The sequence below is a fragment of the Photobacterium sp. GB-210 genome (genome assembly GCF_003026075.1).
Lineage (GTDB): Bacteria > Pseudomonadota > Gammaproteobacteria > Enterobacterales > Vibrionaceae > Photobacterium.
Map to the genome: position 1 here is coordinate 71,030 of NZ_PYNU01000012.1, position 15,815 is coordinate 86,844.

14 protein-coding genes are annotated in these 15,815 nt (G+C 41.9%); 9 read left to right on the forward strand and 5 right to left on the reverse strand.

The annotated features are described in order from the left end of the window. Positions 1 to 30: 30 nt before the first annotated feature. The 3 genes from C9J38_RS14200 to C9J38_RS14210 form a co-directional block, all read right to left on the reverse strand. Positions 31 to 648 carry a TIGR04211 family SH3 domain-containing protein gene (locus C9J38_RS14200; RefSeq protein WP_107207655.1) on the reverse strand — a complete coding sequence of 206 codons (618 nt, stop codon included), beginning with the start codon at positions 646 to 648 and terminating at the stop codon, positions 31 to 33. Positions 649 to 764: 116 nt separating this feature from the next. Then, on the reverse strand, positions 765 to 2,033 hold the full coding sequence (locus C9J38_RS14205) for an inorganic phosphate transporter (RefSeq protein ID WP_107207656.1): 1,269 nt from the start codon (positions 2,031 to 2,033) through the stop codon (positions 765 to 767). 30 nt (positions 2,034 to 2,063) lie between these two features. Continuing rightward, on the reverse strand, positions 2,064 to 2,744 hold the full coding sequence (locus C9J38_RS14210; RefSeq protein ID WP_107207657.1) for a TIGR00153 family protein: 681 nt from the start codon (positions 2,742 to 2,744) through the stop codon (positions 2,064 to 2,066). 185 nt (positions 2,745 to 2,929) lie between these two features. Here C9J38_RS14210 and C9J38_RS14215 point away from each other — a divergent pair, with 185 nt between their 5' ends. Continuing rightward, the gene (locus tag C9J38_RS14215; protein ID WP_107207658.1) at positions 2,930 to 4,444 is read left to right on the forward strand and encodes an inorganic triphosphatase; all 1,515 of its coding nucleotides are present in this window, start codon (positions 2,930 to 2,932) and stop codon (positions 4,442 to 4,444) included. Positions 4,445 to 4,510: 66 nt separating this feature from the next. Here the strand turns inward: C9J38_RS14215 and C9J38_RS14220 are convergent, their stop codons facing one another. Continuing rightward, the gene (locus tag C9J38_RS14220) at positions 4,511 to 5,305 is read right to left on the reverse strand and encodes a potassium channel family protein (protein ID WP_107207659.1); all 795 of its coding nucleotides are present in this window, start codon (positions 5,303 to 5,305) and stop codon (positions 4,511 to 4,513) included. 130 nt (positions 5,306 to 5,435) lie between these two features. Between C9J38_RS14220 and C9J38_RS14225 the strand changes: the two genes are divergently transcribed. From C9J38_RS14225 to hldE, 3 genes are all read left to right on the forward strand, one after another. After that, entirely contained in the window at positions 5,436 to 7,016 is a 1,581-nt protein-coding gene (locus C9J38_RS14225) for a methyl-accepting chemotaxis protein (RefSeq protein WP_107207660.1), read from the forward strand. Between the two features lie 123 nt (positions 7,017 to 7,139). Beyond that, the gene (gene glnE, locus C9J38_RS14230) at positions 7,140 to 10,037 is read left to right on the forward strand and encodes a bifunctional [glutamate--ammonia ligase]-adenylyl-L-tyrosine phosphorylase/[glutamate--ammonia-ligase] adenylyltransferase (protein ID WP_107207661.1); all 2,898 of its coding nucleotides are present in this window, start codon (positions 7,140 to 7,142) and stop codon (positions 10,035 to 10,037) included. A 78-nt stretch (positions 10,038 to 10,115) separates the two neighbouring features. After that, positions 10,116 to 11,546 carry a bifunctional D-glycero-beta-D-manno-heptose-7-phosphate kinase/D-glycero-beta-D-manno-heptose 1-phosphate adenylyltransferase HldE gene (hldE, locus tag C9J38_RS14235; RefSeq protein ID WP_045083504.1) on the forward strand — a complete coding sequence of 477 codons (1,431 nt, stop codon included), beginning with the start codon at positions 10,116 to 10,118 and terminating at the stop codon, positions 11,544 to 11,546. A 74-nt stretch (positions 11,547 to 11,620) separates the two neighbouring features. On the opposite strand, the gene tolC is transcribed toward hldE, so the two are convergent. Further along, positions 11,621 to 12,919: an outer membrane channel protein TolC gene (gene tolC / locus C9J38_RS14240; RefSeq protein ID WP_107207662.1), complete on the reverse strand. Its 1,299-nt coding sequence runs from the start codon at positions 12,917 to 12,919 to the stop codon at positions 11,621 to 11,623. Between tolC and C9J38_RS14245 the strand changes: the two genes are divergently transcribed. The 5 genes from C9J38_RS14245 (at position 12,918) to yqiA (ending at position 15,771) form a co-directional block, all read left to right on the forward strand. Then, a complete protein-coding gene (locus tag C9J38_RS14245; protein WP_107207663.1) occupies positions 12,918 to 13,139 on the forward strand; it encodes a hypothetical protein in 222 nt (73 codons plus the stop codon). The two genes, tolC and C9J38_RS14245, sit on opposite strands and share 2 nt — an antisense overlap. A gap of 100 nt (positions 13,140 to 13,239) precedes the next feature. Continuing rightward, entirely contained in the window at positions 13,240 to 13,863 is a 624-nt protein-coding gene (gene nudF / locus C9J38_RS14250) for an ADP-ribose diphosphatase (RefSeq protein ID WP_107207664.1), read from the forward strand. A gap of 38 nt (positions 13,864 to 13,901) precedes the next feature. Then, a complete protein-coding gene (locus C9J38_RS14255) occupies positions 13,902 to 14,330 on the forward strand; it encodes a DUF1249 family protein (protein WP_107207665.1) in 429 nt (142 codons plus the stop codon). A 38-nt stretch (positions 14,331 to 14,368) separates the two neighbouring features. After that, complete coding sequence (cpdA, locus tag C9J38_RS14260; protein WP_107207666.1) at positions 14,369 to 15,193, forward strand: 3',5'-cyclic-AMP phosphodiesterase; 825 nt, start codon at positions 14,369 to 14,371, stop codon at positions 15,191 to 15,193. After that, positions 15,193 to 15,771, forward strand: a complete 579-nt coding sequence (gene yqiA / locus C9J38_RS14265) for an esterase YqiA (protein WP_107207667.1) — start codon at positions 15,193 to 15,195, stop codon at positions 15,769 to 15,771. Before cpdA ends, yqiA begins: the two co-directional genes overlap by 1 nt. Positions 15,772 to 15,815: the final 44 nt, after the last annotated feature.

The window sequence follows — 15,815 nt, forward strand, 5'->3', positions numbered from 1 at the left end:
CAGATGTCGAGACCTCTGCCTCTTTGGTCATTATGCCCAACCGTTATTACGTTTACGACGGCGTGGGATAAGGTGAGGTAGCACAAGACCAAATAATAAGCCTGCACCTGCAACAAGACCACCATAAGTGAACCACTTCATTAATAGGTCGTCTTTTTGAGTATCAATTTTTGCGCGAAGTTCACGGATTTGATCTTGAGATGAAGACAACTCGCTTTGCAGTTTATTATTGCGTGTTTCTAAATCATTAATCTGTGTATTACGTTGAGCTAGTGTGTTTTTAAGCCCAGCGTTTTGACTATCGCTTGAAGTAAGTGCTTCAGCAAGTTTAGCCTTAACTTCTGTTAATTCAGTTTGTAGCGCAGGAACACGCTCTTTTAGGCCAATTTCGGTTGAAACAAATTTTGAATCGACCCAACCACTACGACCACGGTCATCGGTTATTTGGGTAAAGCCTGCCGCTTTATTAGAGCTTAGTAGGGTAACTTTAGTACCTGCATCAACGCTACCAATTATACGGTATTGTGTGCCGGGGCCTGAATGCATATAGGTAAATAGGTTGTCGGAGATATAACGAACTTGTGCCGCATTTGCAATAGGCGCAATTGCCGCACAAATAAGTAAACAAAGACTAATGAGGTGCTTCACAATCTGATCCTTGGGGAGTCTTGATTTTGTTAAGGTCGTTGATAGTAAGAATTTTGGCAGGAAGGTGCAAGAAAAGAGGGAGGCTAAGCCTCCCTCTTTTGAACCTGTGCCACTATTTAACTAAATATGGCTTGCATAATGTAGAAGAAAATGACAGCAAGTAGTGCACCCGCTGGCAGAGTAACTACCCATGATGCAACGATGTTACGAACAACACCAAGATTCAATGCTGCAATACCACGAGCAAAACCCACACCTAAAACGGCACCAACAAGTGTTTGTGTCGTTGAGATAGGTAAACCTGTACCTGATGCCAGTACAACAGTCGATGCTGTTGCAAGCTGCGCAGCAAAACCACGGCTTGGGGTTAGTTCTGTGATACCTGTGCCTACGGTAGCCATTACTTTATGACCTAGAGTTGCGAGGCCGATAACAATACCGATACCACCTAGTGGAAGGATCCACCATGCAATTTCACTTTTATTTGCAATTTGGCCAGCATGCTCAACCGTAGAAACTACAGCAGACAAAGGACCAATCGCATTAGCTACGTCATTAGAGCCGTGAGCAAATGCCATTGCACAAGCGGTTACTACCATTAGTACGCTAAATACACTTTCAACACCGGCATAGCCATTACTATCAACAGAAGAGCCGTCGTCGGTGTATTTACGCTGAATGTATAAGTAACCTGCTACCATCACAAGTAGTGATACAACAAGTGATGCAACCCAAGCTTCACTGGTTGTTAAATGCAAACCAACGTGCTTTAGACCTTTCTTAATTGTTACTAGTGCAATGACCATCGCAGTAATAAACATGTAGACAGGAACAAAGCGCTTTGCATTTTTCAGTGGAGTATCAGTGTCAAAAATTAATTTTTGGGCGCTGATAAATATTAGGTAAGCAAAAATACCTGCAATAAGAGGGGTAATTAACCAGCTACCAACAATACCTTGGATTGAATGCCAATCCACTGCATTAGTACCAACAGACACACACGCAAAACCGATAATTGCACCGATAATTGAGTGAGTTGTTGATACTGGCCAGCCCATATAAGAAGCGAGCAGTAGCCATGTACCAGCAGCAAGTAACGCTGACATCATGCCGTATACCAGTACTTCAGGTTGGGCTGCATAGAGTGAGGTATCGATAACACCTTTACGGATTGTATCTGTTACTTCACCACCAGCAAGATAAGCACCTGCGAACTCAAAAATCATCGCAATGATGATTGCTTGCTTCACAGTCAGTGCTTTTGAACCTACTGAAGTACCCATGGCATTGGCAACATCATTTGCACCAATACCAATCGCCATTAAAAGACCAAAAATAGCTGCCACTCCAATAATTAGAGTGCCGTAGTTAGCCAGGATTTCCATTGTAAAACCTTGTTTTGTTAATTCTCGTTATTAAGAACGCGAAAGCATAATCTCTAAACGCGAGCCTACACGCTGTGCTTGATCAGCAATCGCGCCTACCCACTCGAGAATCTTATACAGGAACATGACATCCACCGGGCTGTGTTGGTCTTCGATGGACATTAATTGTTGACGTAGAACAATCTGCATAGAATCAGTATCATCTTCGATAACATCTAGCTGATTAATCATTTCGGCAACAAGCGTCACTTCTCTGCCTTTGAAACCAGTCTCAAGAAGCTCATCCAATTCGTTAATTACACGGCGTGCTTGATCAGCAGCGTCTAAACATCGTTGAACGTAAGCGACAAAGTCTGGGTACATGATCGCAGGGATTTGTAGCTTACGACCTAAGACACGACCTGCGATATCTTTAGAGAGGTTAGCGAGTTTATCCTGCTGGGTTAACAGTCCTAACATATCAGTACGATCTACTGGCATGAAAAGACCACGAGGAAGCTTCAGACGGATCTCACGCTTAAGCACATCCGCATCTTTTTCAAGTTGCGAGATCTGTTCGCGTAAAGCAGCCGCCTTTTCCCAGTCTCCAGCATTACATGCTTCAAAGAATGGGATAAGCAAGTTACAACATTCAGTTACTCGAATAACGTGACGTTGCAGTGGTTTGATTGGGGATTTTGCAAAGAGCCCCATAATTGTATTTACTGGCATAGCCGATCAACCTAGAGAGCGCCCGAAAAAGGCTAAATCTTGAGCGATGGTCATTGAAGCGCGCATGTTAACGTATATATGAGTATAGTGGAACTAATTTTGATCAAGGTTTTATCGATATTTCTGACTTGCCCTTAAGCGCAGAAGCAAATATCCTTGGATTGCCACTGTTTATAGGTATAACTATGGAAACCGAGATAGAACTGAAGTTTATCGTCTCACCAGAATTTTCTAGTCAATTATTGAACAAAATAACTGAAGCGAAAATTCTGCAGCAGAGCAGTCGAGAATTAGGCAATATTTACTTTGATACGCCAGACCAATTATTGCGTCAGCATGATATTGGCCTTCGGATACGTCGTTTTGACGATGTTTATGTACAAACATTAAAAACTGCAGGTCGGGTCGTTGCGGGTTTACACCAGCGTCCTGAATATAATGTAGAAATTGATGGTGATGCGCCCATTTTGGCTTTACATCCAGCGGATGCGTGGCCAGAAGGTTTTGATGTTGATCTCGCTCAACAGCAAATTAAACCTTTATTCTCAACCGATTTCACCCGTCAGCAATGGTTAGTCGCCATGCCGGATGGAAGCCAGATTGAATTGGCCTATGATCATGGTGATGTCCATACTAATGGTAAATCATCGCCAATTTGTGAAGTTGAGTTAGAGCTTAAATCGGGTCAAACCGATGCTTTATTTACGCTTGCCCGTGCACTTTGTGCGGATGGTGGTATGCGATTAGGTAATTTGAGTAAAGCGGCTCGTGGCTACCGCTTAGCAGCAGATTATCAAGGTGATACACCAAAGCCTTTAACGCTGGTGGCAACGACTGAGCAAGATACGGTTGAATCGACGTTTATTAAAACGTTAGAGCACGCATTAGAGCATTGGTTATACCACGAACAAATTTATACTGAATCGCAAGATCAGCAAGCGTTAGTTCAAATCTCCCAATCATTAAGCTTATTGCGCCAAACCTTTGCAACGTTCGGCGGTATTATCCCGCGTCGTGCCAGTGCTTTGTTACGCCAAGAATTACAATGGTTAGAAGGTGAGTTAGCGTGGTTAGAGGATGCCAATAGTATTCAAGCGCTAACGGACGATAAATCTTATGTGTTGCGTAAGTTAAATGTCCGAAAATCACTACAACAGCAGTTAGATACGCGCTATGAACAGCTACCCGATAGCGAAGATATGTTGCGTTTGATGAACTCTGCACGTTATTGCGGTTTATTGCTTGATTTAAGTCGTTGGATATTAAGCCGTGGTTGGCAGCCGTTTTTAGATGATAAATCACGCGCAAAACTTGCTGGTGCGATTAAACCTTTTGCCGATAATATCTTATCTCGTTCATGGCGTGAGCTAATGGATGCTTTTCCTGCTGAGCGCCAATTAACCCGTTCTGATTACATTGATCAGAAACCACGTTTGCAACGAAATTTAATGTGTGGTTTATCTTTTGCTGCGCTTTACGATCCTGAATTACGTCAATCTTTCCGTATGCCATGGTTTGATTTATTGCAAGGCATTGACGACCTTTATGCCTTAGAGCCAATACGTCAGTTATTGCCGTTATTTGAAGGTGATGACTTTGTACAAATTGAGAAATGGTTGCAGCGTCAAAATGAATCATTGATCCATGCAATGGATCAAACACGTAAGATGAGTATTGAACTCGCGCCATATTGGCCTTAAGTGCTAGAGAGAAAATAAAAGCCTTGCTCAAGCAAGGCTTTTTTATAGCGATATATTTTTGTTTTCTTAATGCTGGCTTGGTGTATTGGTGCTTTTCTCTTGTGATAGTTGATCAAGTTTTGTTTCCAAGCGATCTAATTTAGCCAGTAAGACTTGTTGATTGGCTAGCATTTCTCGCCATTCTTTTCGATGTGCTTTTTCGAGTAAGTCTTTTTCATGTTGTGGATCTGAAATGATTGAGCTTACCAAACCAGCCACCATACCAAATAAACCCACACCACAGATGATGATCCCGACAGCAATGATTCGACCTAATGTTGTAACCGGATAATAATCGCCATAACCCACGGTTGAGATAGTGACAAATACCCACCATAGTGCATCCCCTGCAGTATGAATGTTCGCTTCAGGGACATTGCCTTCTACAAATAAGATAGAACTTGCGCCAATAGTGATAAGGACCGTCAATAATAAGAAGATCGAAGCCAAAGTGGTTTCTCGGCGATTGTTTTGTAGCTGAAAGTAAATGTGTTTACTCGAACGTAATAAGCGAATAACGCGCAGAACTTGTAAAATACGCATAAAACGTAACGGTTCGATAGCGGGAATACTGGCGATAAAATCAGGCCAGTGGTGCTTTAGGTAGGCAGCTTTACTTTCACTTCTAAATAAATCTATCAGCAGTTGGCACCAGAAAATCAGGCAGATAAAAGTGTCTATGGCAATAAAAATACGAAACGTTGGACTGTGTTTATTGAGAAAAAGTGTGCTGGTCACAATGATAAGCGAGGTGATAGAGAGAACCAATGCCATCAAACTCATGGGATGTAGCTCATACTTTACGTCATCAATTACTTTCATCACTAAGGTCTTTGTGGTTATTGTCGATATATTGCTATTAAGAAAGACGATAGCAAAATTCATTGATAGTTATTGTGCTTCATCTTCATTTATTTGACTTGAAAATTGAAGGGCAATAAGGAGGATCCAAATGGCAACGATGCACTTTTCATCATGGGAAAAAGGACTAACAAATATCCGTCTTGTGCCCAAATTGATCCTATTAATGGTATTTAGTACGGTACTGCTACTTGGAAAGCAGTTATGGGATGCCCAAACATTTTATTCTGCAGTCTCACAAATCCAAAAAGATCGTGCTAAAGAACAAGCGGTTTCATATTCTAATTTATTGAAAGGTAATGATAAATCAGGTGTCGATATAGCAAAATCCTTTTTTAACCAAGTTTCTGCTCAAGACGCGTATGTTTATATCATTGATCGTAAAAGTGGCAAGGTTGTTGGGCATCCATCTGTAACGCAACTGGATCAACTCAGTGCAACAACGTCAGAAAATCAACCCTTGTCAGCTTTACTCTCTCAATTAACGATCTCTTCTCCACTAACGTTAGATCAAGGGCGTTATGAATATGCAGAATTACTCCCCCAGCGTGATTTAGTGGTCGTGGGCTCTCAGTCAAGCCAAGTTGCTAATAACTATTACCATCAATACTTATGGCAAATTGCATGGCAAACAGGGGTTATGATCCTTGCCTTTATGGTGCTACTACTGGGTGGTTCAAGGATAATGCTACGTCAAATTAATTACTTAAAACTAAGTATTAAAAATTTGGCACAACGTAATTTAATTGAGCCGATTGAGATGGATTGCCGTGATGAATTTGGTGATTTAGCACGTGAGCTAGAAACCGCACGTTTTCAGTTACAGGAAGTATTGCAAGCTCAACGTACAGTGGCGAGTGAGCTTTCGAGCCTGTCCGATATTATGTCAATTAGTATGGTAGAGACGAAAGCGTCGGCACAAGAAGAGTTTGCAGAGATTGATCAATTAGCTTCTGCGATGTCAGAAATGACCTCTACGGTACAAACCGTCGCTGAACATGCAAGGCAAGCTTCTGATGCCACAGTGGGAACATCAGAGCAAGCAGCGCAAGGACAAGAGTTTGTAGGCAAAACAATGAGCACAATTAATCAGCTTTCTGGCGATATTCGTCAATCTGCTGATGCGGTTAATCAGGTCGAAGCACGCGTTGAGAAGATCAGCACAGTTATTGTGACAATCCAAAGTATTTCAGAGCAAACCAATCTACTGGCATTGAATGCTGCGATTGAAGCTGCACGCGCAGGCGATGCTGGACGCGGTTTTGCTGTTGTTGCCGATGAAGTACGTAATTTGGCGCAACGGACACAAACTGCAACGGTTGAAATTCAAGAGATGATCAGTCAATTACAACAAAGTGCCCAGCAAGCCGTGGGTTTGATGGAGCAAAGTGTTGAAGAGGCGGCTGAAGGGGTTGACTTGGTGACCAATGCTGGGGATGAATTAGAAAAAATTGTTGCACAAGTAAAGCTAATTAATGATATGAATTTCCATATTGCCACCGCAGCAGAGCAGCAAACAACGGTTGCTGATGAGATGAACCAGAATTTAACCAATGTACGAGAGCTGGTAGAAGCGTCGGTGACAGTGGTGACTGAGCTTGCTGAAACGTCAGATACCATGCACCAACATGCTAATGATTTAGAAACAAAAATTAAGGCATTTCAGGTGTAACTCATCGCCTCGTGTAATGAGATAATCAGTAATGTATAAAATTATAACGCCCATCATTTGATGGGCGTTTTTCTATGCTAATGTAGAAACAATTCTGTCAGATTACTTGTTCAAGGAAAGCACATGACTGTAGAAAAGAGCGCTTTTTTTCCTAATATTTCTCGTTTTACTTCTCTGGCTGATGCCGCTGATCTTGCTATTCATAAACTTGCCGAACATCACCCTGAAGCGTTAGCGCAATGGCAAGGGCAAGATAGAGAAGAGCTGCGTTCAGTTTTAGGCTTAAGTGATTTTATTTTTTCGTCATTAGTGCAAGATCCTGAATGGCTAACTTGGCTACTGCATCATCGTCAGCATCTTGAATCGATTGATTACCGCCAGTGCTTATCTGAGCAGTTAAATGATGTGAAAGATGAAAACCAATTAATGCATGTGTTAAGGCAATTTCGTCGTCGACAAATGTGCCTTATTGCTTGGCATGACTTTACTAATGTTGTCCCGTTAAAGCAGAGTTTAGAGTCTTTATCGCAGCTTGCTGAAGCGTTGATCATGGAAGCCTACCATTGGTTATATCGTCAATGTTGTGCTGATTGGGGCACACCAATGAACGCAAGCGGTGAAGCTCAACCTATGTTGGTATTAGGAATGGGTAAACTGGGTGGTGGAGAGCTAAACTTTTCTTCTGATATCGATCTTATTTTTACCTATCCAGAAAATGGTGAAACGCAAGGTGGGCGTCGAAGTCTTGCCAATGCGCAGTTCTTTACCCGTCTAGGACAGAAGTTGATTAAAGCGTTAGATCAACAAACTTATGATGGCTTTTGTTATCGCGTTGATATGCGTTTACGTCCTTTTGGCGACAGTGGCCCATTAGTGATGAGCTATGCTGCCCTTGAAGATTATTACCAAGAGCAAGGACGTGATTGGGAACGTTATGCGATGATCAAAGCGCGCGTGATGGGCAAAGAAAGCTTTAGCCAGTATCAAGAATTACGTCAAATGCTACGGCCCTTTGTTTTTCGTCGTTATATCGACTTCAGTGCTGTACAAGCTTTGCGTCGCATGAAAGCGATGATCAGCAGTGAAGTAAGACGTCGAGGACTTAGCAATAATATTAAATTAGGCGCTGGTGGGATCCGAGAGGTTGAATTTATCGCGCAGTCATTTCAGTTGATCCGTGGTGGACGTGAACCGAGTCTGCGAGGACGAGGATTACTGCCCACCTTATCAGCGATGAATGAATTAGGTTTATTGCCATCACAAGATGTGGCTGTGTTACAAGATGGCTATTGTTTCTTGCGCCGTTTAGAGAATTTACTCCAAGCAATCGATGATAAACAAACCCAAACGTTACCAGATAAAGCACTTGATCAAGCACGTTTAGCGTGTGCAATGGGATATGCTGATTGGGCTGCTTTACTGCAAGATGTCGAATCTCATATGTCTGCAATTCACTTGATTTTTGAAGATATCATCGGTGTGGAGGAGCAAGATGATCAAGCAAGTGTTGATGCTCAATATCATGAAATGTGGGCAATGGTGCTCAATTATGAAGTCTTACTCGCGATCCTTGCTGAATTAAATGAGCCAGCATCCATTGAGTTAGCAGAGCACTTAATTGGTTTTAAAGCTGAGCTATCTAAACGTACATTGGGCCCCCGTGGGCGCGAAGTGTTAGCTCGCCTAATGCCCGAAGTATTATCACAGGTTGTGATGCGAGATGATGCGACTCAACTGTTACCGCGTTTAACCAAACTGATCATTCGGATCGCAACACGTACCACTTATCTTGAGCTATTGGTTGAACACCCAGCCGCTTTACAGCAATTGATTCGACTTTGTGCAGCAAGCCCAATGGTTGCCGATCAGCTGGCGTTATATCCACTTTTATTAGATGAATTACTCGATCCACAGCACCTTTATAAGCCGACAGAGCTCACCAGTTATAAAGACGAATTGCGTGAATATCTTGCTCGTATTCCAGAAGAAGATATGGAGCAGCAAATGGAGGCGATTCGACAGTTTAAACAAGTTCAGTTGTTGAAAATTGCAGCGGCTGACATTGCTGGTATTTTACCTGTGATGAAGGTTAGTGATCACTTAACTTATTTAGCTGAAGCGATTGTTGCAGCTGTAGTGAACCAAGCATGGTTACAAATCGCTCAGAAATATGGTGAGCCGAGCCACTTAGTTGAACGACAGGGGAAAGGGTTTGGTGTTGTGGGCTATGGTAAAGTTGGTGGTTGGGAGCTTGGTTATGGCTCTGATCTTGATTTGGTTTTTATGCATGATTGCCCTGATAATGTTTACACCAACGGCCTTAAAGAAATAGATGGCCGTCAATTTTATTTACGTCTAGCGCAACGGATCATTCACCTATTTTCAACTCGAACCGCATCAGGCGTGTTATATGAGGTTGATATGCGGTTACGTCCATCTGGTGCATCAGGGTTATTGGTCAGTACCGTCACCGCGTTTGCTGATTATCAGCAGCAAGAGGCGTGGACATGGGAGCATCAGGCGCTTGTTCGTGCTCGCATGATTTATGGTGACCAACAATTGCAGCATGCCTTTGCCGATGTTCGCCAGCAGATATTATCAATTCCTCGCAAACGAAATGAATTAGCCAAAGCCGTTGTCGAGATGCGCCATAAAATGCGTGATCATTTAGGTAAGAAAAAAGCGGGAATGTTTGGTTTAAAACAAGATAAAGGTGGGATCACCGATATTGAATTTCTCGCCCAATTTCTTGTGTTAGCGAATGCTGCTGAGCAACCTGACGTAACTCGTTGGTCTGATAATATCCGTATATTTTCATCAATGACGCAAGAAGGCATCATTTCTGCTGAGGATGCAAAATTACTCCAGCATGCTTACTGTGAAATGCGTAATGAAACCCATAAGCTTAATTTATTAGGATCAGATGCGTATGTATCTGATAAACAATTTGTTGAGCTACGAGAAAATGTTGAAGCGATCTGGCTGCAAATTTTAGAGCCAATCAATAGTGATGATAATTAACGGAATAACATTGTCCTGATGCATCTTGATTTTAGTTTATGCTAGTATTTGAGCGTTTTCATATTCCCGGAGAAAAAAATGAAACTGACCCTTCCTGATTATAACCAAGCAGGTGTCTTGATTGTTGGTGATGTCATGCTAGACCGTTATTGGACAGGTCCTACAGGGCGAATTTCACCAGAAGCGCCAGTACCTGTTGTTAAGGTTGATCAGATTGAAGAGCGCCCGGGCGGTGCCGCTAACGTTGCAATGAATATTGCAGCATTAGGCGGGCATGCAAAATTGATTGGTTTAACGGGCATTGACGAGCAAGCGAAAGCGCTGACTGAAAAGTTATCTTCACTGAACGTTTATTGTGATTTTGTTTCACTGCCTAACTATCCGACAATTACCAAACTTCGTGTAATGAGTCGTGGGCAACAGTTGATCCGTTTAGACTTTGAAGAAGGTTTTCATAACGTTGATCCCGCACCGATCATTGCGCGCATGAAGCAATCCTTAACGGATGTGAAAGCCGTCATTTTATCTGATTATGCGAAAGGTGTATTAGAGCACGTTCAAGGTATGATCCAATTAGCGCGCGAAGCAAATGTGCCTGTGTTAATTGATCCAAAAGGTTCGGATTTTGAACGTTACCGTGGCGCCACACTGCTTACACCAAACTTATCTGAGTTTGAAGCGGTTGTTGGTAAAGTCACGTCAGACGAAGACTTAGTTGAGAAAGGGTTAGCCCTTATTGAAAAGTTTGATTTTGAAGCCTTGTTAGTCACTCGCTCTGAGCATGGCATGACGTTACTTGAAAAAGGCAGTGAGCCTTTACATATGCCAACGCAAGCGCAAGAAGTGTATGACGTAACAGGTGCTGGTGACACGGTGATCTCAGTGCTTGCCGCTTCATTATCTGCAGGTAAATCGTTATCAGATGCGTGTAAATTAGCCAATGCTGCGGCTGGTGTCGTTGTCGCGAAGTTGGGTACATCAACCTTATCTACTATTGAATTAACAGATGCCATTCATGGTAGTCAAGACAGTGGTTTTGGTGTTATTTCTGAGCCTCAATTAATTCAAGCCGTAAAGTCAGCACGTGCGCGTGGTGAGACGGTAGTTATGACAAATGGTTGTTTTGATATTTTACATGCTGGTCATGTTGCTTATTTAACTGAAGCGGCAAAATTAGGCGATCGTTTAATTGTTGCGGTGAACTCTGATAGCTCAGTTAAAGGTTTAAAAGGCCCTGGTCGTCCAGTCAACCCAGAAGATCGTCGTATGGCGGTATTGGCAGGTCTTGGTGCAGTTGATTGGGTGGTACCGTTTACCGAGGAAACACCACAACGTTTGATCAGTGAAGTGCTTCCGAGCCTTTTGGTGAAAGGTGGCGATTATAAACCTGAAGAAATTGCGGGTGGTAAAGAAGTTGTGGCAGCTGGTGGTCAAGTACTGGTACTTAACTTTGAAGACGGCTGCTCTACATCCAAAATTATTGAAGCGATCCGTGGTGGTCGTGGCTAATAAATTATAGCGACAAAAATCGCAGATAATAAAAAAGCGCCTTTGGGCGCTTTTTTATTTTTGATGATTAAAACTTATTGTTTAATTAAGCCTTTATTTATATCAACAATATCTTGCTCACTCAGGGTACCTACCGCTTGTTTTAGCTGTAGTTGTGCAAGAATATAATTATAACGAGCATTAGCTAATAGGCTATTTGCTGAATAGAGGCTCTTTGTTGAGTCAAGAACATCAACAATAGTACGCGTACCCACATCAAAGCCCGCTTCTGTTGCTTCTAAAGCTGATTTAGCTGAAATAACGAGCTGTTTGTATGCTTTTATTGAACCAGCAGCGGCATGAATGTTGTTGTAATAGTTACGTACATCTTTCACAACTGTGCGGTATTGGCCTTCAAGCTCTTCACTAGAGGCAACATATGCGTATTGCGCTTGTTTTACTTGAGAGCTGATATTACCACCAGAGTAGACTGGAAGGTTTAACTGAATTCCTGCAGTCAAAGAACCTTGATCTGGATCTGGAGTGCCCGGTCCTGACTTATTATATTGATAACCTGAAGTGAACGATAAGGTTGGTAGATGGCCTGATTCTGCAAGTGAAATATTGTCTCTTGCGATATCTTGACCAATTCTTGACGCCAATAATGATAGGTTGTCAGTCTCAGCTGTTTTTACAAACGTATCAGGTGATTGTTGTAATGGCGTTACGGAGAAAGTCTTGGTGTTCAAGGCATCCAGAGAGGTGTACTCACGGCCTGTAATTTCACGCAGTTCTTCGTAGCTATTTGCGACTGCATTTTCTTTTAGAATCACATCAGCTGCAACTTTATCGTATTGTGCTTGGGCGTCATGGACATCCGTAATGGCAGATAGACCCACTTCAAAGCGCTGTTTCATCTGTTCTAGTTGTCGGCCTACAGCTTTCTTTTCGGCCTCACCAAAACTCAGATCGTCTTTGGCTTCTAAAACATTAAAGTAAGCCTGTGCGACACGAAGAATTAAGCCTTGTTGCTCAGCTGAGTATGCAGCATCACTTTGACGGGCTTTTTTTTCTGATACATCTAAACCAATCCAGCTTGAGCGATTATAAATCTCTTGGTCAAGCTGAAGACCGCCAACAAATCCATCTGTATTTTTGTCTTTGGCATCTAAATGGTAAGTATTGTAGCCCGCGCTTAAGTTAATCTGCGGTAGTAACGTACTTCGAGATGAGTTAATTGCTTCAAATGCTGCATCTTTATCTGCTGCAGCTTTTAGAAGTTGTGGATCATTTTGTTTTGCTTGCTGATAAATTTGAGCGAGATCATCAGCAAGAGCTGATTGACTTAGTGAGCCAAATGCAAGGCTGATAACGATTGGAAGCAATTTTTTCATGGATGCCTTTCCTGGTCTTGCTGACAAAATGGGAGCTAAAAATATAATTACAAATTGTAGTTTACCTCAACATGCCTTGCTTGAAACTGATCATTGCAAAAATTTACCTAAATATGATGGTTTATTTTTTATTTATGGTGGTGGAAATTTAAACTCTTATCAATTTGGTTTAAAAAAAAATGTAATATTTATTAATTTTGTTGAAGTTAAACGTTGCTGATAATCTGATTGAATGAAAAGATAGCTAACCTTCTCTGTTTGTTATGATTATCTGTTAATTATTGCGAGCTAGCGCACTTTATTTATACAAGGGAATAATGATGAGCCAAAATGAGAAAAGTCCACTGCAGTTTGGTGTGGATGATGTAAAAGTTGAGGCGAAAGATATTGTCTACAATGGCTTTTTTAAAATGGTGAAATACCGTTTTCGTCATAAACTTTTTGCAGGCGGATGGAGCGATACGGTCAATCGAGAAATGTTTGAACGTGGGCATGCCGCCGCCTTATTACCTTATGATCCAGTCACTGATGAGGTTGTTTTAATTGAACAATTTCGTGTCGGTGCGATGGCGGCTGGCTGTGAGCCTTGGCAGTTAGAAATTGTCGCGGGCATGATTGATCACCAAGGTGAATCTGCAGAAGAGGTCGTTAAACGAGAAGCTGTTGAAGAGGCGGGGCTAACCGTCACTGAACTTCAAAAAGTGACGCGTTATTTATCAAGCTCAGGTGGTTGTTCTGAAATGCTGGATATATTCGTTGGCACTGTTGATAGCACAACAGCGAGTGGTATTCATGGTTTAGCTGAAGAAAGTGAAGATATTCGGGTGCATGTTGTGTCAAGAACACAGGCCTATCAGTGGGTAGAATCTGGTAAAATTGAAAATGCAGCCTCGATTATTGCCTTACAATGGTTACAGCTTCATTATTTACAGTTACAGCAATAGGCCAATAAAAGGTTGTAACTATTTAAAGGATTTTGTCATTGAACTCTCGATACTCTGTCGATTTATCAAGCCTAATGCGCTTGTATGAAACCAATTATGCTAAGTTGCTCCCGTTATTACCTCGTAGTGACGAAGTGGGTGATGAAAGGTTTTATCGAGTGTGTGATGATATATATCGCTTAAAAATAATAGAATCCACACGCTATACTACGATGATTTCTCTAGGGTTAAAGAGTGATCAAGATGTTGTCGATTATTTATCGCCAGCGTTAACAGTAAGGCTTTATCATGATGCTAGAGTCGCAGAAGTGTGTTCCGCTCAACAGATTTCTCGTTTAAAGCCAATATATGATTATCCTAACTTGCGTATGCATCAGAAAGATGAGAAACATCAAGTAAATCGTTTTTTAGGCGATTGGTTAAACCATTGTTTACGCCGTGGGATCAGTAACCAATCTGTTTGTTAACTGTTTTTGATTGATTAAAAGACAAGGTTTTTGACGTTTTGCAGACCTATTCGCTGCCACAGACGAACCCTGATAGTGTGGTTCTTCTTCAAATTACAGACACTCATTTGTTTGCCAATGAATCAGGCGCTCTGCTTGGTGTGGCAACTCAACAGAGCTTTCATGCCGTCCTTAATGCGGTAGATGCTTCTACGCGTAAATTTGATGCAATTGTTGCAACGGGAGATATTTCCCAAGATCACACTCCTGATTCCTACCAACGTTTTGCTGAAGGCATTGCTCGTTGGGAACAACCGTGTTTTTGGTTACCGGGCAATCACGATTACCAACCAACCATGGCATCAATATTACCTTCTGAACAAATTAAAGATAGTGAACAAATATTGGTCGGTGATCATTGGCAAGTTGTCCTACTTGATAGCCAAGTGGCTGGTGTTCCACATGGCGAATTATCTCATCATCAATTAGCACTACTTGATCATGCTTTATCGCTACACCCTGAGCGACATGCGTTGGTATTACTTCATCACCATCCGTTACCCGCGGGGAGCGCATGGCTTGATCAGCATCAGTTACACAATAGTGATGCGCTGTGGCAGGTCATTGATAAACATCCTCAAGTAAAAGCTATTTTATGCGGTCATATTCATCAAGAGTTGGATCGTATTCATCGTGATGTCAGAGTGCTAGCGACACCTTCGACGTGTATTCAATTTCTACCCGATTCTGATGATTTTGCATTAGATCAAGTAACCCCAGGTTGGCGTTATTTAGAATTAACCGCGACAGGGGATATTATTACTCACGTTGAACGTCTTGAAGGTGATGTATTCCAACCAACTTTTGATTCAGCAGGGTATTAATGGCATCACTATTGATTTATTTGCACGGTTTTAATAGCTCGCCACAATCATTAAAAGCGCAGCAAATGGCGCAGTATTGTGCAAACCATCGACCTGATATTAAGGTTGTGATGCCGCAACTACCGAGCTACCCTGAAGAAGCGCAGGTTTATCTTGAACAGTTGATCCTTCGCTGCAAAGACGAGTACAAGATAGGTTTAGTAGGGAGTTCATTAGGTGGGTATTTATGTACTTGGTTAAGTGAACGGTTTGCTTTACCTGCGGTATTAATTAACCCAGCAGTAAAACCTTATGAGTTGTTAGTTGATTATTTAGGACCCCAGCAGAATCCATATAGTGGCGAAAATTATGTACTTGTTCCCCAGCATATGGCGCAATTGCAGCAACTAGATGTGGCGACATTACATGCTCCACAACGTTTTTGGGTGCTATTGCAAGAAGGTGATGAAGTATTAGATTATCGCCAATCCATAATGAAATATGCTGAATCAAAATTGACCGTTGAACCTAATGGGGATCATAGTTTTGTCAATTTTGAACGATTTCCTGCATCAATTATCCAATTCTTAGAATTATAACTGGTAGAATGCTGCCATGTTTAGCATTCGCGAGTGACTCTGTG

Coding starts and splice junctions, on each gene's coding strand:
- C9J38_RS14205 (WP_107207656.1), bottom strand. CDS start 2,033: ATGGAAATCCTGGCTAACTACGGCACTCTAATTATTGGAGTGGCAGCT.
- C9J38_RS14210 (WP_107207657.1), bottom strand. CDS start 2,744: ATGCCAGTAAATACAATTATGGGGCTCTTTGCAAAATCCCCAATCAAA.
- C9J38_RS14215 (WP_107207658.1), top strand. CDS start 2,930: ATGGAAACCGAGATAGAACTGAAGTTTATCGTCTCACCAGAATTTTCT.
- C9J38_RS14220 (WP_107207659.1), bottom strand. CDS start 5,305: ATGAAAGTAATTGATGACGTAAAGTATGAGCTACATCCCATGAGTTTG.
- C9J38_RS14225 (WP_107207660.1), top strand. CDS start 5,436: ATGGCAACGATGCACTTTTCATCATGGGAAAAAGGACTAACAAATATC.
- glnE (WP_107207661.1), top strand. CDS start 7,140: ATGACTGTAGAAAAGAGCGCTTTTTTTCCTAATATTTCTCGTTTTACT.
- hldE (WP_045083504.1), top strand. CDS start 10,116: ATGAAACTGACCCTTCCTGATTATAACCAAGCAGGTGTCTTGATTGTT.
- C9J38_RS14245 (WP_107207663.1), top strand. CDS start 12,918: ATGGATGCCTTTCCTGGTCTTGCTGACAAAATGGGAGCTAAAAATATA.
- tolC (WP_107207662.1), bottom strand. CDS start 12,919: ATGAAAAAATTGCTTCCAATCGTTATCAGCCTTGCATTTGGCTCACTA.
- nudF (WP_107207664.1), top strand. CDS start 13,240: ATGAGCCAAAATGAGAAAAGTCCACTGCAGTTTGGTGTGGATGATGTA.
- yqiA (WP_107207667.1), top strand. CDS start 15,193: ATGGCATCACTATTGATTTATTTGCACGGTTTTAATAGCTCGCCACAA.